23 protein-coding genes and 1 pseudogene are annotated in these 19,254 nt (G+C 44.0%); 8 read left to right on the top strand and 16 right to left on the bottom strand.

Annotated features, from left to right (window positions below; all coding sequences use genetic code 11):
• Positions 1-2: 2 nt before the first annotated feature.
• The 8 genes from X781_RS04870 to X781_RS04835 all read right to left on the bottom strand — a co-directional run bounded on the left by X781_RS04870 (position 3) and on the right by X781_RS04835 (position 4,778).
• On the bottom strand, positions 3-773 hold the full coding sequence (locus X781_RS04870) for a hypothetical protein (protein ID WP_012340835.1): 771 nt from the start codon (positions 771-773) through the stop codon (positions 3-5).
• A complete protein-coding gene (locus tag X781_RS04865; RefSeq protein ID WP_006248885.1) occupies positions 752-1,525 on the bottom strand; it encodes a TIGR03759 family integrating conjugative element protein in 774 nt (257 codons plus the stop codon). Before X781_RS04865 ends, X781_RS04870 begins: the two co-directional genes overlap by 22 nt.
• Positions 1,525-2,154: a PFGI-1 class ICE element type IV pilus protein PilL2 gene (gene pilL2, locus X781_RS04860; protein ID WP_006248884.1), complete on the bottom strand. Its 630-nt coding sequence runs from the start codon at positions 2,152-2,154 to the stop codon at positions 1,525-1,527. The genes X781_RS04865 and pilL2 overlap by 1 nt, the downstream gene beginning before the upstream one ends.
• 158 nt (positions 2,155-2,312) lie before the next feature.
• Complete coding sequence (locus X781_RS04855) at positions 2,313-2,573, bottom strand: hypothetical protein (RefSeq protein WP_006248882.1); 261 nt, start codon at positions 2,571-2,573, stop codon at positions 2,313-2,315.
• Positions 2,574-2,685: 112 nt separating this feature from the next.
• Complete coding sequence (locus X781_RS04850; protein ID WP_006248881.1) at positions 2,686-3,048, bottom strand: hypothetical protein; 363 nt, start codon at positions 3,046-3,048, stop codon at positions 2,686-2,688.
• Between the two features lie 79 nt (positions 3,049-3,127).
• Positions 3,128-3,535, bottom strand: a complete 408-nt coding sequence (locus tag X781_RS04845; protein WP_006248880.1) for a hypothetical protein — start codon at positions 3,533-3,535, stop codon at positions 3,128-3,130.
• Between the two features lie 25 nt (positions 3,536-3,560).
• Positions 3,561-4,241 (bottom strand): hypothetical protein, encoded by a 681-nt coding sequence (locus X781_RS04840; RefSeq protein ID WP_012340836.1) that lies wholly within the window; start codon positions 4,239-4,241, stop codon positions 3,561-3,563.
• 105 nt (positions 4,242-4,346) lie between these two features.
• Positions 4,347-4,778 carry an STY4534 family ICE replication protein gene (locus X781_RS04835; protein ID WP_006248878.1) on the bottom strand — a complete coding sequence of 144 codons (432 nt, stop codon included), beginning with the start codon at positions 4,776-4,778 and terminating at the stop codon, positions 4,347-4,349.
• A gap of 619 nt (positions 4,779-5,397) precedes the next feature.
• On the opposite strand from X781_RS04835, the gene X781_RS12305 reads away from it, so the two are divergent.
• Positions 5,398-5,535 carry a hypothetical protein gene (locus X781_RS12305; RefSeq protein WP_155242642.1) on the top strand — a complete coding sequence of 46 codons (138 nt, stop codon included), beginning with the start codon at positions 5,398-5,400 and terminating at the stop codon, positions 5,533-5,535.
• 60 nt (positions 5,536-5,595) lie between these two features.
• Here X781_RS12305 and X781_RS04830 read toward each other — a convergent pair whose 3' ends face one another.
• On the bottom strand, positions 5,596-7,647 hold the full coding sequence (locus X781_RS04830; RefSeq protein ID WP_012340838.1) for a DNA topoisomerase III: 2,052 nt from the start codon (positions 7,645-7,647) through the stop codon (positions 5,596-5,598).
• A 159-nt stretch (positions 7,648-7,806) separates the two neighbouring features.
• Positions 7,807-8,325: a hypothetical protein gene (locus tag X781_RS04825; protein ID WP_006248876.1), complete on the bottom strand. Its 519-nt coding sequence runs from the start codon at positions 8,323-8,325 to the stop codon at positions 7,807-7,809.
• A 476-nt stretch (positions 8,326-8,801) separates the two neighbouring features.
• Here X781_RS04825 and X781_RS04815 point away from each other — a divergent pair, with 476 nt between their 5' ends.
• On the top strand, positions 8,802-9,512 hold the full coding sequence (locus X781_RS04815; RefSeq protein ID WP_006248874.1) for a hypothetical protein: 711 nt from the start codon (positions 8,802-8,804) through the stop codon (positions 9,510-9,512).
• Between the two features lie 538 nt (positions 9,513-10,050).
• Here X781_RS04815 and X781_RS04810 read toward each other — a convergent pair.
• Positions 10,051-10,818, bottom strand: coding sequence for an aldo/keto reductase (locus X781_RS04810; RefSeq protein ID WP_012340839.1), 768 nt, complete (start codon positions 10,816-10,818; stop codon positions 10,051-10,053).
• Here X781_RS04810 and X781_RS12625 point away from each other — a divergent pair.
• From X781_RS12625 to X781_RS04795, 4 genes and pseudogenes are all read left to right on the top strand, one after another.
• A pseudogene (locus tag X781_RS12625) lies at positions 10,733-10,909 on the top strand (DUF6803 family protein); the annotation flags it as partial. The gene X781_RS04810 and the pseudogene X781_RS12625 sit on opposite strands and share 86 nt — an antisense overlap.
• An 18-nt stretch (positions 10,910-10,927) precedes the next feature.
• Positions 10,928-11,137, top strand: a complete 210-nt coding sequence (locus X781_RS04805) for a hypothetical protein (protein ID WP_231475476.1) — start codon at positions 10,928-10,930, stop codon at positions 11,135-11,137.
• Between the two features lie 181 nt (positions 11,138-11,318).
• The gene (locus X781_RS04800) at positions 11,319-11,774 is read left to right on the top strand and encodes a DUF411 domain-containing protein (protein WP_005612095.1); all 456 of its coding nucleotides are present in this window, start codon (positions 11,319-11,321) and stop codon (positions 11,772-11,774) included.
• Positions 11,775-11,786: 12 nt separating this feature from the next.
• Positions 11,787-13,334 carry a multicopper oxidase family protein gene (locus tag X781_RS04795; protein WP_012340840.1) on the top strand — a complete coding sequence of 516 codons (1,548 nt, stop codon included), beginning with the start codon at positions 11,787-11,789 and terminating at the stop codon, positions 13,332-13,334.
• An 89-nt stretch (positions 13,335-13,423) separates the two neighbouring features.
• Here the strand turns inward: X781_RS04795 and X781_RS04790 are convergent, their stop codons facing one another.
• The gene (locus X781_RS04790) at positions 13,424-13,579 is read right to left on the bottom strand and encodes an alcohol dehydrogenase catalytic domain-containing protein (protein ID WP_012340841.1); all 156 of its coding nucleotides are present in this window, start codon (positions 13,577-13,579) and stop codon (positions 13,424-13,426) included.
• Positions 13,580-13,667: 88 nt separating this feature from the next.
• Here X781_RS04790 and X781_RS04785 point away from each other — a divergent pair, with 88 nt between their 5' ends.
• Both X781_RS04785 and cueR read left to right on the top strand, forming a co-directional pair.
• Positions 13,668-13,847 carry a hypothetical protein gene (locus X781_RS04785; RefSeq protein ID WP_006248870.1) on the top strand — a complete coding sequence of 60 codons (180 nt, stop codon included), beginning with the start codon at positions 13,668-13,670 and terminating at the stop codon, positions 13,845-13,847.
• A gap of 154 nt (positions 13,848-14,001) precedes the next feature.
• A complete protein-coding gene (cueR, locus tag X781_RS04780) occupies positions 14,002-14,406 on the top strand; it encodes a Cu(I)-responsive transcriptional regulator (RefSeq protein ID WP_012340842.1) in 405 nt (134 codons plus the stop codon).
• Positions 14,407-14,620: 214 nt separating this feature from the next.
• Here the strand turns inward: cueR and X781_RS04775 are convergent, their stop codons facing one another.
• From X781_RS04775 to X781_RS04760, 4 genes are all read right to left on the bottom strand, one after another.
• Complete coding sequence (locus X781_RS04775; RefSeq protein ID WP_025235803.1) at positions 14,621-15,103, bottom strand: DUF411 domain-containing protein; 483 nt, start codon at positions 15,101-15,103, stop codon at positions 14,621-14,623.
• 87 nt (positions 15,104-15,190) lie between these two features.
• Positions 15,191-16,795 carry a multicopper oxidase family protein gene (locus tag X781_RS04770; protein WP_025235802.1) on the bottom strand — a complete coding sequence of 535 codons (1,605 nt, stop codon included), beginning with the start codon at positions 16,793-16,795 and terminating at the stop codon, positions 15,191-15,193.
• Positions 16,795-17,031, bottom strand: coding sequence for a DUF2933 domain-containing protein (locus X781_RS04765; RefSeq protein WP_025235801.1), 237 nt, complete (start codon positions 17,029-17,031; stop codon positions 16,795-16,797). Before X781_RS04765 ends, X781_RS04770 begins: the two co-directional genes overlap by 1 nt.
• 132 nt (positions 17,032-17,163) lie before the next feature.
• Positions 17,164-19,188: a copper-translocating P-type ATPase gene (locus X781_RS04760; RefSeq protein WP_025235800.1), complete on the bottom strand. Its 2,025-nt coding sequence runs from the start codon at positions 19,186-19,188 to the stop codon at positions 17,164-17,166.
• Positions 19,189-19,254 lie beyond the last annotated feature (66 nt).

Genomic DNA, 19,254 nt, shown 5'->3' with positions numbered 1-19,254 from the left:
TTTTACCTCTGAAGAGTATTTTGGGGTTCTACCCAAACCATTGCATTTTTAGGTTCAACCCAAATCATTTTATTATCCGGCTCAACCCATTTGACCGATTTTCCCATTTGGCTTGTGGGATAAACGAAAGCTGCAACTCCGGTATGAATATGCCCTTGCTTGGAGACAGTCATAAAATTGGCTTCTTGCTTATGTGCTAAAAAACGTCCTTTTTGGTAATTGAGAAAGTCTCTTACCGTCATCCAACTTTTCATTCCATTACGACGCATATTTAAAATGTCTTCTTTAGTAGCTTTCCCCATCATTGCTCGATGCAGCCCATCTAAGCCGATATTATGAGCCATATATAAATTCTCATCAGTAATAGGGATATTACGGAGTTGAAATTGCTCAATATGCCAACGTGCCAATAATGCCGTTGCTAAGGTATTCGTATATTTATCTCGACGGGGATCGGCGTAAGAACCCCGATTTTTGGCTGTAATCAACTTCATACCAAGTTGCTTTCCCCTCTCTGTTTCAGATAGCCAGTTCCAGGTTCCCATAGTAAACTGCCCAACACCGGTTGCTCCTGTTGGTGAAATGTTGCCATACCAGCCATCTTCCATTTTGACAAAACCTCGTAGCATTGCTTCACTCACCTGATAACGTTGAGCAGCCATACGAATATAGCTGTCAATTTCAGAACCAAATCCATTGAAGGGCTTTGCCTGAGAAATGCTAATGTTGGAAAGAAAGACTGCAACAATGACTAATACACGAGTGATGTCCATTCACCATCCTGTTTGATTTGGTAAGCAGCGGGCATTTTTCCTAACGAATATCTCAGCCAATAGCCTTTATCGTGGTTAAGGGTAATCAATCTTTTACTGACTTTTATTGGGTCAATATTATTGTCGGCAGCCCATTTACGAATATCATTATCGGAGATGTTTTGCCCAACAATATAAATATCGAGAGGTGTTTGATTATTTGCGTAAGAGAGGATTTTCCCAAGATCACTTTTACAAGAATCGCAGTTATCAAAACGGGTAAAATAAACCACACGACCTACCGATTGAGAAATATGTGGTTCAACCTCAAAAGGTAGCTCATTCGGATAAAGTTTCTCAAACTCCTGACGATAAACTTTGTCAAAATCAAGTTCTTTTGACACTCGTTCATAATATTTTTTCGCCAACATACGAGCATATTTTTCCCTTTCCTCAGCAGTTCGTGCTTCGATACCTAAAGCAGTTAACGGATCTAGATTTGGCGACCACATACCTCGCTCACCTTTCATTAATTCGGTATAACGACTCCATTCTTCAACGGTCAATCCCCATTCTTTAGCCTGTTTTAGGCTATCACTTAATTGTGATTGTTGATGTTGGCTTTGTTTCTGCAAAGTCGATTGTGAGCTACTTACGGTCTCTGTTTGCATATTTTGAGCCAGAGTAGGTAATGCAAAGGACAATAAAAGAGGTAGTACTGCCAACGGTATAGCTTTACGGCATAAATTAAACTTCATTGATATTTCCCTCATTATTCCTCAATGACCTCGGTTTTAATTGTTGTCGTTGTAACGGCAACAGCAGGTTTATGAGGGTTTTGGAATGAACTTTCCCGAGCTTTAAAGCAAATCGTACGGGATATATCATTAAGAGTTAGTTCATAAGCGGGACCTGCAATCATTTGTAGAGCTTCATATAATTTCATCGGACCGAATTGGTAATGAACTTTTGGAAGAGGTCGGGTAAAAAGTGTTTGAACCGCATTACCTTGTTCTCCGATAGGTGGATAACACAAATCTAAACCCGTATTAGTTAATGTAGAACGCAAACCTTGCTGGACATTCGCAGTAAAACGATTTTTAGGATTGGAGACTTTGACTGATACGACTTGTTCAAGCAGATATTTTTGACCTTCCTCCGGAGCAATACTGATTAAGGTGTAGCGTCCGTCACGTACCACTTCGGTATTCGAGGTAGTCTGTTCTTGGTAAATATCTTTGGACACGATACGGTCTTGTGGAGGTAATTGTTGCATTTGAGGTGTTAGCAATGAATCAGGCATAGGTGTGATTTCATCACTATTTTGAGCTGTATCCTGTTGATGAACACAACCACTTAAGCCAAGCATAAAAACAGTCATTAAGGATATTTTTGTTTTCATTTAATCTCTCCAAGTATGAAAGGAATCTAGACCAACTATGGCGAAGTCATTGCTGATTTTGAATGATTTATTCTGTTGTTGATTGAGAGAATAAAAAAACGCCATCATTAGACGGCGTTTGAAAACACAATAATGTGCTGTGTTAATCGGATTTCTCCTTAGTATTCATAAGAAAATAAGATTGTTGTACAGCTACGATCAGCTTCTGTGATGATATAAAGACTTTCATCATCTACATCGTAGCGAGCTACAATTCTCCCTCCGTATTTCATTGCTTCCTGATTCGCTAATTTATCTTCCTCACACAAATTGCCCCAATCACCATAACAGTAACGATTAAGCAATTCAACCAAGGCATTTTGATTGAAACATTCAGCAACAGCACGAGTTGTACATACTCGACCAAGTTCAAACGTCATACATTTCTCCTAAATAAAATACGGGGAAATGTCACCCATTAGGGGAGTATTTCCCCAAGTGGGTGGACTAAGACTGCGGCAAGAGTCGTTTTTAGTAAAAATTTGCAAAAAATTAGGCAGCTAATTTAGCCGGCGTCATTTCTTTACGAATCTTGTCTAACATTTCATTCCAATCATCTATATCACAGATTCTTTGGCGATTAATGTAAAAATGCGTGTCTATTGCATTGATATAGTAGTCAAATTCAACTAAATCTGAATCTTGCTCAATATCTAATTCAGTACAGAATCGTTGAATTAAGCGAGAGATGACAAGCTCCTGATACAGATTACCGAAATGTGGTACAGTTTCAAATTCTTTGGCAACAAGCCAAAAGTCTTCAATACTGACAATATCGCTATATTCTTCTAAGATGGCTTCCCATTGTCCTAAATAGCAAGAGATATCATCAAAGTCAAAAAAGGAATCTTCCATTATGTTTCTCCAAGTTTTAAATAAAAAGTGGGGAAACATACCTACCGAGAATGTTTCCCGATAGGGTGTATAGTCAATATTAGCGATAAATATCACCGCTCACTGTGTTAATTTTACCTAAAATAGATTTACAATGAATGTCACCACTCACAGTTTTCACATTCGAGGTTACATTACCATCCACTGTGACATCACCACTGACAGTTGAAACAGATTTGGCATCGCCTGTTACACGAACATTTTCTGAACCTGCATTGAGGTTGGTTACATTGCCAAATACTTCAATGTTGATAGTCGGAGAGGGTTCTAATGCAATTGTTTGTCCATCAACAATTAATACATTATTGCCGGCAGCCATTGAGATATAACCTTTATTTATCCCAACAACTGTTTGCACTGTACTATTAATGATTTGAACGCTGTTGATCTCTTTGCCTTTAGAGTCAAAGACTTGTTTACCGTTGATATAAATACCTTGTCGATTCATATAATAATCCTCTTTGTATTAGATGTTAAAATGCTCGATAGAATACGATATTACCATTGGAAATTTCGTTGCGAGCAGCCTGTACAAACGTAGTTAATTTTGCTAAAGCAGGTGTATTAGTTTGCTCTAATCCTACTCGCTCTAACATATCTAGATCTTCTATGTTCAATACCACCGTAGCATCTTTCCAGAATGTCTCAATAGGTTGATAGTATTCCGGTTCCGATGAGGCTTTAATTTCTTTTTTGAAGAAATGAAAAGCCATCTCGTTGTGAACTAAGAAAATCCCTCTATCATCGGCTTCAGTCCAACGGAAAAACTCCTTGGAATGTTCAATTAACTGAATATCTGTACCATAAATGGGGTTATCCCAATCAGACACAATGTTATATTCACGCTCTAAGCCTAACGAATTAAAACGTTCAAGAGAGATTGAATACGCTCTAGCAAGCCAAGAACATTGAGCCCAAGATTTTTCAGGGATTACCTGTGCCGGATTTTTTCCGAACCAATAGCAATCCCAATCTAGGTAAATCCAATCCTTTTCCTCTATGCTTTTGTCAAAACCAATAATAGTAAAGCCTTGATCAAGCCATTTACCATAGCCGTTCTGAACAAAGACAACATCGCCAACAATACCATCAAAATGGCGACCATTAAGGACTGTTGGTGATAATGTTTTGACAAATTGTTGAAGTGAGTTCATCGTGTTTCTCCTAAAATTGTAAAATAAAGGAAAACACACCGCAGGGAGTGTTTCCCTACGGGACATAAAGTAAAGCCCAACATAAATTGTCGGGCTTGGGTAAAATTACTCAGATTGCTCATCTGCTTTTGGTTTTTCTTGATAGACGATTTCCCCATCAATTTTAATCATTTTGATGCGGATTAAGCGACCTTTAAGAGACACTCCAGTATCGCCTTTTTTGTGATATTTACTGTCACTTGAATAAGTGAAAGTATCGAACCACAAATCAGCCATTACAAATGATACAAGCACTTTTTTCTCTTCAGAGACCGCTTTTTGGCATTTTTTGATGAGTGTTTCGGTTTCTTTACCGACTACATTCATATCAAAATATCTGTACTCTGGTGAGTCAGATTCGCCAACAAGAGCTGCAACACGACAAGCATAAAAAGGATTTCCTTTTTTATGCTCTACTAAACGAATATCGTTTAAATAGCCAATGCCGGTAGTATGTAGATTGAAGTAATTTTTTTGAGTAGAAGTTTGAGTTGTCATAGTTTGTTTCTCCAAATGTAAAAAAGCGGAGAAACATCCTTACCCAACACGGGAAAAATGTTCCCCGCAAGGTGGAAGTAAAATGGAATCTCAATGAATATTCACTGAAATGATAGGGATTGAGTTGGCATTCCTGCAAATTTACAGAGTTCCCTTTCAGAATGCTGGGAGACATTTTGGCAATAACTCAACTACCTCTAAGGATAGCCGTCGCTTCTCAGGAGTTATGCGACTTATTAAGTGCTGTTATATACAGCGTCTTAAATTGAGGATAATTTAGCCATATTGAATCATAAAGTTAATTGAGAATTGAATTTTGATTTTAGAGAATTGGAAATGACAACACCGTTGATAAATCACTTACCAACGGTGTTGTACTTTTGAAGAATAAATGAAATTTAAGTTAGACCAATATAAGTTACTATATTGAAAATAGCAGCACCTTCGTGACAATGTTGATATTTTCGTTCGTAATTTACCCGATTACCTTGTGGTCTTTAATCGGCATATCTGTGGCATCATCGAGGACACAAACGGCACCCTTTATTCACCTGTGGGCTCAGGCTCAGAATAGTTAGCAGTAATTGCAACGTCATAATCCCCCCAATCGGGTAATATTATGACGTTGCAATCACGATTTAGACAATTACAACAGACTAATGTGGCTGGCATTATCCATTTAATGTTTAGTTGGCATTCCCACAAAGTGGAGTTCCCTCTCAGAATGCTGGGAGACATTTTGGCTGGTGTAGATTGATAACCGACAATCTACAAAACGGGTTCTTTGTTCCTTGATAATACCATAATCTACTTGAATTTATAACTGGCTTCTTAATTTATTCAGTTGATCGAGTACATTTAAATTACTACTTTTCTTAGCAGATTTATTTGAAGCTGATTTTACCTTTTTATCAGCCTCTTTATGTTGGCAATCTGGATAACCAGTACATCCCCAGAATGTTCCCTTAGCGTGATTGATTTTTCTCATTGGCTTACCACATTCTGAACATTTTCGGATTTCAATATTCCCAAGTGACATTCCCTGTTGCATACAACTGCCGATAAGTTGTTTTACAAATGCTTCTTGCTTTTGCATAAATGCATCAAGTGTCATACTACCTTCGGCAATCTGATTGAGGGCTTGTTCCCATAATGCCGTTAAACCGGGATTTTTCAGTAAGTCCGGCAAACTATCAATTAAGGCAACGGCTTCTGCTGAGGCAACCAGTGATTTTTTCTTCTTAAGGAGAAATCCTTTGTCAATTAGGCCTTGAATTAATCCGGCACGGGTTGCTTCTGTGCCTAAACCTTCCGTTTCACGTAAGCGTTGTTTGAGTCTTGGGTCAGTCACAAAGCGAGCGGCATTTTTCATTGCATCGAGTAATGTCCCCTCTGTATAGTGTGCGGGAGGTTTAGTTTGCAATGTTCGGACTTCAGAATGAGTGACATTGCATTGCTGATTTTTAGTCAATACAGGTAATCCTTGTTTCTCATCATCATTACCAGTTTCCTCATCCACATTTTTGCCAAACAAGATACGCCAGCCTTGAGCAACGATGACATTTCCCCGAGCAACCAGAGTGTGCCCACTAGATTGCAGAGTGGCAACGGTTTTATCCATTTCCAAGTGCGGTAAGAATTGAGCAAGATATCGGCGGCGAATGAGATCATAGACCTTCATTTCCTCCTCACTCAATTTACTTAAATCAGCTTTTTTAATGGTTGGGATAATACCGTGGTGAGCGGTAATTTTTTTATCGTCCCACGCCCGACTTTTTTGTCGCAAATTTAATTTAGGCAAGAGAGTTTGTAGCCCTGAATCAGAGGCAACTAATGAGCGGATTACGTTAGGAACATCAGAAAATTGTGATTCTGGCAGATAACCACAGTCTGTACGGGGATAAGTCGTGATTTTATGCTCTTCGTAAAGGGATTGTGCGATATCCAACACCTGCTGAGCCCCAAAGCCAAACAAGCGGTTACATTCGCCTTGTAAATCACTTAATGCGTAGAGTAACGGTGGAGATTTTTTCTCTCGTTTAGTTTCAACCGTCACCACTTTGGCTAAGCCTGTTTGTTTAATTTGAGCTTCGGCTTGTTGTATGACACGACTATCAAGGCAAAGTCCGGACTCATCCAAATACTGTTCAGGTACTGCAAGCCCGGCAACGAAAGTTTCACCAGAGGTTGTTGTCAGCTGAACCGCTAACGCATAATGAGATTTAGGCACGAAATTAGCAATTTCTCTATCTCGATTAACCACAAGAGTTAATGTTGGACTTTGTACTCGACCAACGCTCAATGGCTTACCGGAATAGCCTTTTGCTTGAGCCATTAAGGTAAATAAACGGGAGAAGTTCATTCCAATCAACCAGTCCGAGCGGCTACGTCCCATACCGGCGTAGTAAAGAGCCTCGGTTTCTTTACCTGATTTGAGTGTTTGAAGAGCCTTTCGAATACTGGCATCATCCAGAGCTGATAGCCAGCAACGTTGGATTTGACCTCGGTATCCAGCTAAATCTAACAGCTCACGAGCAATCATCTCACCTTCTCGATCAGCATCGGTCGCAATGACCACGGAGGTTGCTTTTTTGATAAGCCCTATTACAACAGAATATTGCTTCTTAGACTCTTTTTTCGGTGTCATTTTCCACTGAGCAGGAATAATGGGTAATGTTTCAAATGCCCAGCGTTTCCACGCTTCATCATAATCTTCCGGCTGATATTGCTCAACGAGATGCCCGAACCCCCAAGTGACAATAATAGATTTATCCGCAGTCGCCAGCAAGCCTTCACCTTTTGAAGTAGCACCCAATACGCCGGCAAGATCTCGAGCTTGAGATGGCTTTTCACAAATAAATAATTTCATATTATTTCCTAAAATGAATACAGATAGGCAAATAGTAATGTGCTGATTAAATAGCATTCAACGACTTATTGTCTCGTAGGATGTAATAATTTGAGAAATAAGGACATAAAAAATCCCAGTGTTTCCACTGGGAAGAGGTTCTAGGAGCAATATGAGTTATTATTTTAATGTATTAAGTAAACGCTGTTTTGCACTATCGAGCCATCTAGCACTACCAGTTGCTTTCCATTCAACATTCACCTGATTTTTACTGCCTTTTTCAATGATAACTTCCAAGTAGTTTTCACCTAAGTGTACCCCATCAGTATCTACATCAGATTCAAAATAGCCGGAAACATGGTAAAAAGTACCTTGTACCGTATGATAAACTTTACGGGAGTCACTATCAGCATTCGTTGGGCGGAAGCCAAATTCCCGACGAACTTTCAGGAATACATCATCAATATTCCGCTTCAACTGCAATGTGCCGGAATCTTGATAAACGTACTTACCATTTCGGGTTTTAGTATAAACTTGTCGCCCATTATGCTGTTCAACAGAGCCGTCTTTAGAGCCATAGAGCGTCTGATTCATTTGCCCGGCCCAATCCCCAACCTTATCGTTAATTGCTGAGAGTTCAGCACAGCCTGAAATTAGCATTGTAGAAACAAGAAATAAACTATATTTGATGTAACGCATAGAATTCTCCTTACAAGCGGGTTATCTGCGTTCATTTTTTGCAAAAGTGCGGTTAAAATCTACTTAAAACTCTTTTACTTACAAAGAGAAAAAATATTATAGCTTTCTGTCACACAGTAGACCATTTAGATCGGGTCTGCTTAGTTGTGAGATTGTTAATATCGCAGAGATAAGTTCTAGGCAATGTTCACAGCTATGGAAAATATGAGTTTGAGATGACATATGGGATATACGCACATTTTCCCAGTCATCTGGGTATACACATCCGTGAATTTCAGTCAAGTATTGCTTGATATGCTCTTCTGTGGCTTGTTCAACCCAGAGCTCTAGCTCAGTTTGATACTGGTGTAATATTTTCCATCGAGTTGGAGGGAAATTCATATATTTATCCTCTATCAAAGTTATTTTTGCAATTATTTCATCAATGAAGAGAGTTAAGAAGTATTTTTATTACTCACTATATGGAGAGATATGTTATGTGGAAAAAAATTAGGATTGATTTTACTGATACAGTGAAATGTCAATTTTGCAGTAGAATGATTACATCAGGCAAAGCTATTGTTGTTCAAAATGAACTTGGCAATATCTCTTTTTCAGGACCGTCTTGTGCTCAAAATAAGAACGGTCAGAATGTAGTCAATCCTAAAGAGAAAATAGTTGATATCACAAAGGGATGTTTACTTCATGAGCCAACAACAAATGATAAAACGGATAAGCAAGTAGATGTTGAGCAAGATAATTTCACATCCATACACGATGACGAAGTACATAATTATTTGGACAATAATGCTGTTAATGCATACCTGACCTTAAGATTTGAAAAACTATCGCATTTAACCTCGATTATAAAATCTCAAAAGTTAAATGAAATCTATCATAACTATGAACTTACAGGGCAAATATCTCAAAAAGATGAAAGTTACATAAGAGTGATTATGTATGGTGAGGCATATCCTTTGTATACATACCAAAACTTACAAGCTGTTTATGCTGCTGAATATTGGCTTCAATCATTTATTCAGCATAATCCAGAGAATGACTTAAATTTTATACAAGACACATTAAATCAGCTCAGAAGAAAGCTAACATTAACTGAAAAACAGATTATGGGCATAAATAATTGGTTTAAGAATTCTGATGGAAAAATGGTGAAATTAAAGACAAATGCTTTTGTAAGAGGGAAATAGTTAACATAATTGTGGTGGCCACTTATTTTGTTACGTAGGCCCGACGTAAGACTGGTTTTAAAAGACTCTTTCCTATTATTTGCTTGCTTATTTTGACAAATTCAAGTTATATGTAATTCAAAACGGTTGTTTCTATATCACTTAGGAATGTAAATTATAAAATTCTTTTAAATCAATTAATTAAATATTAAGTTTCCCAGATTGAAGTATGAGTACGTAAAAATAAAGTATAAAAAGACTAAATTTCAGATTTTATTTTTACACAATGTACTTACTATAAAATACCAAACAGATAATATTTGTCCATAAATTCATTGAGTTGATTATGCCATTTTTACACTTATTGACTATAGCGTTTTGCCTAATCATCTGTCTGATTCCAGTTTTACCCTTTTCCCAATATCTTTCAATTTCGATAAATCTTCCACTAATCTTGCTACATATTCAAGAAAAAGTGCGATCGTTTTTCAAAGGATTTTATGAAAACGACCGCTGTAAGAAAGAATTTTTATTTACGACTTTTTCAGGTATCTGAAAACTATTTCGCTTCTGAAAAATTCAAAATTGCTTCAGGCAAACGCAAGCCGACAATTTCAATGGCTTCTAATTCTTGGCGGAATTGCGCCAATTCTTCTTCGGTAAATTTCACATCGTCTGCGCCTAAATTATCCAACAAATGACGGGCTTTGCTCGTCCCAGGAATTGGCGCGATAAACGCTTTCTGTGCCATTAGCCAGGCCAAAGAAAGCTGTGCAGGCGTACAAAGTTTGCGTTTTGCCCATTTTTGCACAAGCTGGATTAACTTCACATTTTGTTGCATCGCTTCGGGTGTAAAGCGTGGGATAATACCACGCAAATCTTTGCTTGGATCAGCCTCAAAACGGCTGTTCTCGTCCACATAACCAGCCAATGCTCCCATTGCCAGCGGCGACCAAGGCACAAACCCAATCCCTAATTCTTCACAAACGAGAATGACATCTTTTTCACGACCACGGAAAAACAACGAGTATTCGCTTTGTACGGCGGTTAAAGGCTGAATAGCGTGTGCCTTGCGAATGGTTTTCTCGCCTGCTTCCGACAAGCCCCAATTCAAAACTTTGCCTTGTTTCATTAAATCTTTAATAGCGCCAGCCACCTCTTCAATCGGCACATTGGGATCAACACGGTGTTGATAGAGTAAGTCAATACGGTCGGTTTGTAAGCGTTTTATCGTACCGACTATTACTGAATGGCGTGGTTGGGTAGATATCGCATCAATTGCATCACTATTATTAGCTACCTTTCCTATTTTTATTATTTTACTCATGGAATTAAAAGTTATTCATAAAAATCTCGTGGATAGTGCAAAAATTAAATTACATGCGGTTTATCTTGTGATTTTCTTATTTGTGAGTCACTTTGCTATGATCTTTGGCATGGCAGATCCTATTTCAGCAGGCTATCAACCCACTACACCAGCAATGACTCATTCAATGCAAATGGATGCTAAACAAATAACAGAAATGCACAACCAAATGATGACGGGCGAAATAACGCCTGAAGAAATGATGAAGATGCATCAAGAAATGAACCCTAATATGAATATGCCGAATACTCAAGGTGGTCATTCAGAACATCATAAATAATAATTCTGATCACATTTTAAAAAATAATAGTGGATGGTACGTTGGCATATCTCTACTACAAGCAGTAGGATTTTGAGAAAAATTTTCAAATGATAGAATTTTTTCAGATTACTTGACCTTAACCCTAGGTTAAGCTTTAAAATGATGTCCATTCAATCTCAATAAAAAATAAGGACATCTTATGAAATTACATAAATTCACCCGCTCATTGTTGCTTTTAAGTTTAGGCATAACCGCTTTTGCTCAAGCACAAACACTTTCTATGGAAGTGTGGAAAAGCCCGACTTGTGGCTGTTGTAATGAATGGATCAGCTATATGCAGAAAAACGGTTTTGAGGTTAAAGTCAACGAAACAGGCAATTATGATGCTCATAAGCGCTTTAACATTAAATATGAACATGCTTCTTGCCACACAGCCGTGATTGATGGCTATGTGATTGAAGGACATGTACCTGCTGAGGATATCAAACGTTTACTCGCAGAAAAACCCGATGCAATAGGCTTGTCTGCACCGGGAATGCCAATTGGTTCACCAGGTATGGACGGTGAAGCATACGGCGGACGCAAAGATCCTTATGATGTTGTTTTGATTAAGAAAAACGGTGAAAGTGAAGTGTTTAAATCCTATAACCAATAGGGGGGGGAAAGAATGAAACGTCGAGATTTTTTACGTTATGGAATTGGAATTAGCTTAGCCAGTAGCTCGCTTTATAGCCTCGCGAATATGATGAACCACGCACAACATGGCAATATGGCGATGATGCATTCAGTACCTACTGGCCTAATGCCAACTGAGGCAATGCCTTCAGGTTTATCGCTTAATGGGATATTACCAAAACTTGCTAATCAATCGACTCAAGCTGGACTGTTCAAAGCCACTTTAAAAGCAGAGCCAATTAAAATTCGCCTCGCAGACAATAAAGAAACGGAATTTTGGGCTTATAACGGACAACTACCAGGGCCACAAATTGAAGTATTTGAAGGAGATACCGTAGAAATTGAATTTATCAATCACCTACCACAACCCTCAACAGTACATTGGCACGGCTTAGATGTACCAAATGAGGCGGATGGTAACCCGATGGATATGGTTGAACCGCAAGGGAAAAAAGTCTATCGCTTTACGCTACCTCAAGGCAGTGCTGGGACATATTGGTACCACCCTCATCCACATGACCATGTTTCCGAACAAGTCTATAAAGGCTTAGCAGGCACTTTCGTTGTTAAAGCGAAAAATGATCCGCTTGCACACCTTCCTGAACAACATTGGGTGATTTCCGATCTGCGTTTAAATGCCGATGGCACCATTCCAGCAAACACGATGTTAGATTGGATGAACGGTCGTGAGGGTGAATTTGTGTTAATCAACGGTCAATATCAGCCCCAGATTCAAGTGAAAACGAATGAACGAATCCGTCTTTGGAATGCCACTAGCGCTCGTTATTTTCGTTTAAACATTCCAGGGGTGAAATGGATTGTGGTGGGTACCGAAGGTGGTTTACTTGAAAAACCTCGCTCGCCTGTTGATGAACTGCTACTTACACCAGCCGAACGCGTTGAAGTGATTATGGTGGGTGAAACGCAAGGAACAGCCAATTTACAAAGCGGTTATTATGATCGCCGTAAGATGATGGTTCAAGAACAGCCTAAAGATCTCACTTTAGCCACAATTCAGGTGAAATCAGAACCTGTTCAGTTACCTGAAAGCTTAAGGTCCTTGCCTAACTGGGATGAGCCAAAGCAGGTTCGCCAAATTCGCTTTAGTGAAAAAATGATGAACCATACGAATATGCCAATGATGAATCACGGTACACATCACGCTACTACAACACTAACGGACAACCCTATTCCACCAATGATGAATGGTATGTTCTTAATCAACGGTCAAACCTTTGATATGAACCGTATTGATTTTGTTACCAAATTGAATGAAGTGGAACAGTGGGAAATCTTCAATGAAAGCCATATGGATCATCCATTCCATTTACACGGCACTCAATTTGAAGTAATTCAACATACGTTAAACGGTAAAACCTTTAAGCCAGAAGGCAGAGCGTTAAAAGATGTGGTTAATTTACGCCCTTATGAAAAAGTGATTATTCGCTTTAAGCAAGGACATACTGGGTTGAAAATGTACCATTGCCATATTTTAGAACATGAAAATCTCGGTATGATGGGGATGTTTAAAGTGGAATAGTGGTATCTAACTATAAAAATAGAGGGATTTCGTCATAAAAAATCTGCACCTTAATCAGTTGGTTTTTAGTCCAACTTTTGGGGTGCAGATCAGACGCTCACTTTGTCGCCGATTTGAAATTCGCCAGCGTCATCGCCCACTGCCACGACCACGCCTGCCCCTGCATAACCCAAAGTCGCAGGGAACACAGGGTCAATCACATACGCCCCTTCCCGATACATCATCTCGGCACGGTTTAGTCCCAATGCACGGCACGGTTTTTAAACATTTTCATTATAGTTTTCCTTATCAAAATGGGATTTGGCAAACATTGGGCAAACCTAAGCCCGCCCAATGTTTTTAGTTAATCAATTACTTGCAATCACAATCGCCACAAGTGCAGTTTTGACAAATGCACAGCTCGCCATTTTGGCAGTTGCATTTTGGATTGCAATTTTGCCCTGTGCAAGATTGGCAACCGCAGTGGGCGTTTGGGTTTTTGATGATGTCGTTCATAACAATTCTCCAAATTAAAGGTTGATTATCAAAACAAAAACCGTTTTTAAGCCACTAAAAACATTGCTTTTTTGTTTTGATGAGCGTATCATAAAACCTAACCTTGCGTTAGGGTCAAGGATTATTTTTGCGGATTGACAATTTTTTACAAACGCCAAAACAAGGAGCAACAATGAACATCGGTCAAGCGTCCAAAGCCACAGGGCTGTCCATCAAGCAAATCCGTGATTATGAAAAAGTCGGTTTGTTATCAAACACTTCACGCAGTGCATCAGGCTATCGTATTTATGGCAATGATACGCTTGACCGCCTAAAATTCATCGCCAAAGCAAGGGGCGTGGGCTTTTCGCTTGCCCAAATTGGCGAGCTTTTGGCACTGCAAGACAATCCACACCGCAAAAGCTGTGAAGTCAAAGCGTTGGCAAATATGCACATTGAATTTTTGACCCAGAAAATCGAAGAACTGACACAGATGAAAGCCACCTTGCAGGCGTGGAGCGACGCCTGCACCGGCGACAACGCCCCCGACTGCCCGATTTTAAAAGGCTTGGCGGAGAGCGGTGAGGATAAGGGCTGACAAAGTTTTTTGGCGGTTTTTTCAGGCAGGGTTAATTCAGGCAGGTTTAATTTAAGAAGGCCGTCTTAAAAAACACAATTTGCCGTTTTACCGCTGTTTTTTACCGCAAGAAGCACTTATCGGTGGTAAAAAACAGCGGTTTTTGACGCTTTGATGAGAAAAATTCAGCCTGAAAACTGATGAGCGTTTTCAGGCTGGTTTTTTTGCCGAGCGTTCAAGGATAACTTTGGTACACGCTGTGCGTGCCGTTTTTGCCCAGCAGCAGCACATCGTAGGGGTCTTTTCGGCCGCCGTACGCTTCACCGTCCATTCCCGGCGAGCCAATGGGCATTGCGGGCACGGCGATGCCGACGGCGTCGGGGCGTTCGGCAAGCAGGCGTTTGACTTCTGATGCGGGCGTGTGCCCTTCGACGGCGTAGCCGTCAATCACGGCGGTGTGGCAGGAGCCGTATTTGGGCGATATGCCCATTTGTGTGCGGATTTGGCTGTTGCCGGTGTCGTGGATTTTCACGCTAAAACCGTTGTCCTGCATATGCTTGACCCATTCGCCGCAGCAGCCGCAACTTGGGCTTTTGTACACTTCCAGTACGGGTTTGGCCTCTGCGGGGGCGGGGTTGGCGAGCATCCAGCCTACGCCTGCCACGCTTGCCAAGACGGCTGATAGGGCCAAGGTTTTGCCAAAAAAGGATTTGTTCATTGTTTTGCCTCGTCGTGGGTTAAGTGGTTTGGGGATTTTTCAGGCAGGCTTAATCAAGCAAGGCCGTCTGAAAAAGCGGTTCGGGGTTTATTTCACTTGCAACATTGCCATCATTCCCAGATTTTCGTGTTCCAAGATATGGCAGTGGAACATTTTGAGACCCTTGTTTCCTTGGATAAAGCGGATGACGGCGGTTTCGCCCGGGCGCAGGTTGACCGTGTCTTTGCGGGCGCGGTAAGGCGCGGGGGCGGTGTTGCCGTTCAGGCTGGTTTGCAGCACTTCAAACTGCGTGCCGTGCAGGTGGAAGGGGTGATCCATATGGCTTTGGTTGGCCAGCGTCCATTCTTCGACATCGCCTTCGTTGCCGACAAAGTCCACGCGCTTCATATCGAAGGTTTTGCCGTTGACCAAAAACACGCCTACCATATCTTGGGGAATGGTGTTTTGCATCGCGCCCGCCATTTCACCCGCCATTGCGCCGTGATCCATTCCCTGCATACCGCCTTGGCTTTGCGTGTTTTGCATCGGCTTCATTTGTTCGCTGAACACCACTTCACGCTTGACCACAGGCGCAGGCAGCGCAGGCAGTGTGCGCAAGGCGGCAGGCAGGGCGGCATCGGCGGGGGTGAATTGCACTTCGCCCAGGTTCAGGTCGGCGGCTTTTTCCTGCACCATCATTTTGCAGCGGTCGTAGTACAGGCTGGTGAGTTCGGCCGTGGTCTGCGCCTGACCGACGGCGAACACTTCCACCCGCTCGGCGGGGGCTAAAAACAGCTCGTCGGCGGGGGCAAGCGGTTTTTCCAAGAGGCCGCCGTCGGTGCCGACCACAATCCACTGCACACCTTTGATTTTCAGGCGCAGGTAGCGGGCGCTGGTGGCGTTCCAGATACGCAGGCGCTCGTTGCCGGAGAGCTTGATTTTCGGGCGGTATTGCCCGTTAATCAGCACGAATTCGCCTTCACGCCCGTTCATCCAGTCGAGCATTGTGTTGGGCGGAATGCTGCCGTCTTCATTCAGGCGCAAGTTGGAAATCAGCCAGTACTGTTCGCTGTGGGCGAGCACATCGTTTTTGGCTTTGACGATGAGCGTACCGGCCAGCCCTTTGTAGACCTGCTCGGAAACATAATTGTGCGGGTGCGGGTGATACCAGTAAGTGCCGGCGCTGCCCTCGGGCAGGATGAAGCGGTAGGTTTTGCTCTGCCCCGGCTCTATCGGGTCTTGTGGGTTACCGTCGGCGTCGTTGGGCACATCCAGCCCGTGCCAGTGCACGGTGGTGGGCTGCGGCAGGCGGTTGGTTACGGTGATTTCCACCGTATCGCCCTCGTACACTTCAATCTGCGGCCCGGGCAGCTGCCCGTTATACGCCCAAAACTCGGTTTCTTTGCCGCCCGCCATTGTGATTTTCACCGGCGCGGCCGTAATGGCTGCCTGAAACACGCCCGCCTGCGATGAAGCGTTGGCAAGCCTAGGCAAATCTTTAAGCGGCTGGCCCGAAGGCATCATTTCAGACGGCATCAGTTTTCCCGTTCCCTGCATATTGCCCATACCGCCCATCGTGCCGGACGCCATTTGGTGCCCTTGGCCGCCCATATCCATAGGCTGCCCGTTCATTCCGAAGCGCGACAAGGCATACCAAGACGCGCCTGCCGCACCGATGCCGATGCCGTAGAGTAAAAATTTTCTGCGATCCATTATTTGTCTCCTGTGTCAAGATTGGGGCGGTGTGTTATCTTCACCGCTTCGGTTTTGGCATTGTGCGTGCCGTGGCTGCCGTGTCCGCCGTGCATAAACAGGTGCATCAGGGGGCAGAGCATCAACAGGGCGAAGGGCAAAAGTGCGGGCTTGGCAAAGGCGATGACGGCGAAGGCGGCAGCCGCCAATACCAACAGGGCTTTTTTGTTTTTTGCCAGTTTGCTTAGGGTGTTCATCGTCGGTCTCCTTAAAGGTTTGGGTGAAACGGTTTTTTGAAAACTTGGGCTCAGTGTAAGCCCTTACCCTACGTTAGGGTCAAGGGCTTTTTTGTGGGCGCCGGGTAAAGTTTTCTTGCCGTTTCTTTACGCTCATAGCCTGCTGTTGTTCAGCCGCAGAGCGTTGCCGACCACGGATGCCGAGCTTAGGCTCATCGCCAGTGCGGCAATCATCGGCGAGAGCAGCCAGCCGGTAAAGGGGTACAGCACGCCGGCGGCAACGGGAACCCCCAGGCCGTTGTATAAGAAGGCAAATAACAGGTTTTCCTTCATATTGCGCACGGTGGCCTCAGACAATTTGCGTGCGGTGGCAATACCCCGCAAATCGCCTTTGACCAGCGTGATTTGCGCACTGCTCATTGCCACATCGGTGCCGGTACCCATTGCGATGCCGACATCGGCTTTGGCCAGTGCGGGGGCATCGTTGATGCCGTCGCCTGCCATTGCGACCACCCGCCCTTCGTTCTGAAGCCGCTCGATCAGTGCCAGTTTGTCGGCGGGCTTGACTTCACCGTGCACTTCGTTGATGCCCAGTTTTGCGCCCACGGCGTTTGCCGTGGTCAATCCGTCGCCGGTTGCCATAATGATGCGCAGGCCGGCTGCTTTGAGCGAGGCCAATGCTTCGGGGGTGCTGTCTTTTACAGGATCGGAGACGGCAAGCAGTCCCGCAAGATGTCCGTCCGCAGCCAGATATATCACGCTGGCACCTTCACTGCGCAGGGATTCGGCCTGCTCGAACAGTGGTTCGACGCTAAGCCCGTTCTGCTGCATAAACGCCGTGTTGCCCAGTGCCAGCGCACGCCCTTCAACCACGCCGCTCACGCCGATGCCGCTGCCTGAATCAAACTGTTCGGGTTTGCTCAGCTTCAGCTGTTGTGCCCGTGCGGCCTGCACAATGGCGTCGGCCAGCGGGTGTTCGCTGCCCTGATCCAAGCTGGCGGCCAAACGCAGCACTTCCTCGGCGGAAAAGCCTGCTGCCGCAACGGCACGGTCAAAGGCGGGTCGGCCTTCGGTGAGTGTGCCGGTTTTATCAATCACCAAAGTGTCTACTCGCCGCAAGTTTTCGATAGCGGCGGCATCACGGAACAATATGCCCCTGCCTGCCCCGCGTCCTGTGGCGACCATCACCGACATCGGCGTGGCCAGTCCCAGTGCACAGGGGCAGGCGATAATCAAGACCGCAACGGCGTTGATCAACCCGAACACCCAAGACGGTTGCGGGCCGAACACGCCCCAGACAAAGAAAGTGGCAACGGCGACGGCGACAACCGCCAGTACGAAATAGCCTGCCACCCCGTCGGCCATACGCTGCATCGGTGCTTTGGAGCGCTGCGCCTGGGCCACCATCTGGACAATCTGCGAAAGCACGGTTTCCGAACCGATGCGCTCGGAGCGGATGACGAGCGCACCGCCGGTGTTGAGCGTGGCGCCGATGACTTTGTCGCCGGTGGCTTTGCGCACCGGCAGCGGCTCGCCGGTCAGCATCGATTCATCTACCGAGCTTGCGCCCTCAACCACCACGCCATCGACAGGCACTTTTTCGCCGGGGCGCACACGCAGAAGGTCGCCGATGTGGATGTGGCTGAGCGGCACATCTTCTTCAGCACCGCCCGGGTCGATACGCCGTGCGGTTTTGGGCGCCAGTCCGAGCAGGGTCTTGATTGCCGCCGAAGTCTGCGACCGGGCTTTGAGTTCGAGCATCTGGCCGAGCAAGGTCAGCGAGATGATGACGGCCGCCGCCTCAAAATACACGCCGACCCGCCCCATCGATACAAACGATGCCGGAAAGATGCCGGGTGCAGCGGTGGCAACAACGCTGTAAACGAAGGCTGCACCCGTTCCCAGTGCAATCAGCGTCCACATATTGGGACTACGGTTTGCCAGCGACTGCCAACCCCGTGAGAAAAACGGCAGCCCCGCCCACAGCACGATCGGCAGCGACAGCACCAGCTCTACCCAGCTTTGTGCGGCCATATCCATCAGGTTCAGACGCTCGCCGAACATCGCCAGCACCAGCACTGCCGCCGTCAGGGGCAGCGTGTACCAAAAGCGTCGGGAAAAATCACGCAGCTCCGGATTGTCGTCGTCCAATTCAGGCATCAGCGGCTCCAATGCCATACCGCAAAGAGGGCAGTTGCCGGGGCGGTCTTGCCGGATTTCCGGATGCATCGGGCAGGTGTAGCC

The organism is Mannheimia sp. USDA-ARS-USMARC-1261, from assembly GCF_000521605.1.
Taxonomy (GTDB): domain Bacteria; phylum Pseudomonadota; class Gammaproteobacteria; order Enterobacterales; family Pasteurellaceae; genus Mannheimia; species Mannheimia indoligenes.
The sequence above is the reverse complement of the archived record's forward strand: the minus strand, read 5'-3'. Positions and strand labels throughout refer to the sequence as shown.

Bases quoted from the DNA above. Each gene is read 5' to 3' on its own strand.
- X781_RS04835 (WP_006248878.1), bottom strand. From the start codon at position 4,778: ATGACAACTCAAACTTCTACTCAAAAAAATTACTTCAATCTACATACT.
- pilL2 (WP_006248884.1), bottom strand. From the start codon at position 2,154: ATGAAAACAAAAATATCCTTAATGACTGTTTTTATGCTTGGCTTAAGT.
- X781_RS12305 (WP_155242642.1), top strand. From the start codon at position 5,398: ATGACGTTGCAATCACGATTTAGACAATTACAACAGACTAATGTGGCT.
- X781_RS04795 (WP_012340840.1), top strand. From the start codon at position 11,787: ATGAAACGTCGAGATTTTTTACGTTATGGAATTGGAATTAGCTTAGCC.
- X781_RS04805 (WP_231475476.1), top strand. From the start codon at position 10,928: ATGGCAGATCCTATTTCAGCAGGCTATCAACCCACTACACCAGCAATG.
- cueR (WP_012340842.1), top strand. From the start codon at position 14,002: ATGAACATCGGTCAAGCGTCCAAAGCCACAGGGCTGTCCATCAAGCAA.
- X781_RS04785 (WP_006248870.1), top strand. From the start codon at position 13,668: ATGTTTTTAGTTAATCAATTACTTGCAATCACAATCGCCACAAGTGCA.
- X781_RS04775 (WP_025235803.1), bottom strand. From the start codon at position 15,103: ATGAACAAATCCTTTTTTGGCAAAACCTTGGCCCTATCAGCCGTCTTG.
- X781_RS04855 (WP_006248882.1), bottom strand. From the start codon at position 2,573: ATGACGTTTGAACTTGGTCGAGTATGTACAACTCGTGCTGTTGCTGAA.
- X781_RS04815 (WP_006248874.1), top strand. From the start codon at position 8,802: ATGTGGAAAAAAATTAGGATTGATTTTACTGATACAGTGAAATGTCAA.
- X781_RS04850 (WP_006248881.1), bottom strand. From the start codon at position 3,048: ATGGAAGATTCCTTTTTTGACTTTGATGATATCTCTTGCTATTTAGGA.
- X781_RS04760 (WP_025235800.1), bottom strand. From the start codon at position 19,188: ATGGCATTGGAGCCGCTGATGCCTGAATTGGACGACGACAATCCGGAG.
- X781_RS04870 (WP_012340835.1), bottom strand. From the start codon at position 773: ATGGACATCACTCGTGTATTAGTCATTGTTGCAGTCTTTCTTTCCAAC.
- X781_RS04845 (WP_006248880.1), bottom strand. From the start codon at position 3,535: ATGAATCGACAAGGTATTTATATCAACGGTAAACAAGTCTTTGACTCT.
- X781_RS04800 (WP_005612095.1), top strand. From the start codon at position 11,319: ATGAAATTACATAAATTCACCCGCTCATTGTTGCTTTTAAGTTTAGGC.
- X781_RS04825 (WP_006248876.1), bottom strand. From the start codon at position 8,325: ATGCGTTACATCAAATATAGTTTATTTCTTGTTTCTACAATGCTAATT.
- X781_RS04810 (WP_012340839.1), bottom strand. From the start codon at position 10,818: ATGAGTAAAATAATAAAAATAGGAAAGGTAGCTAATAATAGTGATGCA.
- X781_RS04765 (WP_025235801.1), bottom strand. From the start codon at position 17,031: ATGAACACCCTAAGCAAACTGGCAAAAAACAAAAAAGCCCTGTTGGTA.
- X781_RS04840 (WP_012340836.1), bottom strand. From the start codon at position 4,241: ATGAACTCACTTCAACAATTTGTCAAAACATTATCACCAACAGTCCTT.
- X781_RS04830 (WP_012340838.1), bottom strand. From the start codon at position 7,647: ATGAAATTATTTATTTGTGAAAAGCCATCTCAAGCTCGAGATCTTGCC.
- X781_RS04865 (WP_006248885.1), bottom strand. From the start codon at position 1,525: ATGAGGGAAATATCAATGAAGTTTAATTTATGCCGTAAAGCTATACCG.
- X781_RS04770 (WP_025235802.1), bottom strand. From the start codon at position 16,795: ATGGATCGCAGAAAATTTTTACTCTACGGCATCGGCATCGGTGCGGCA.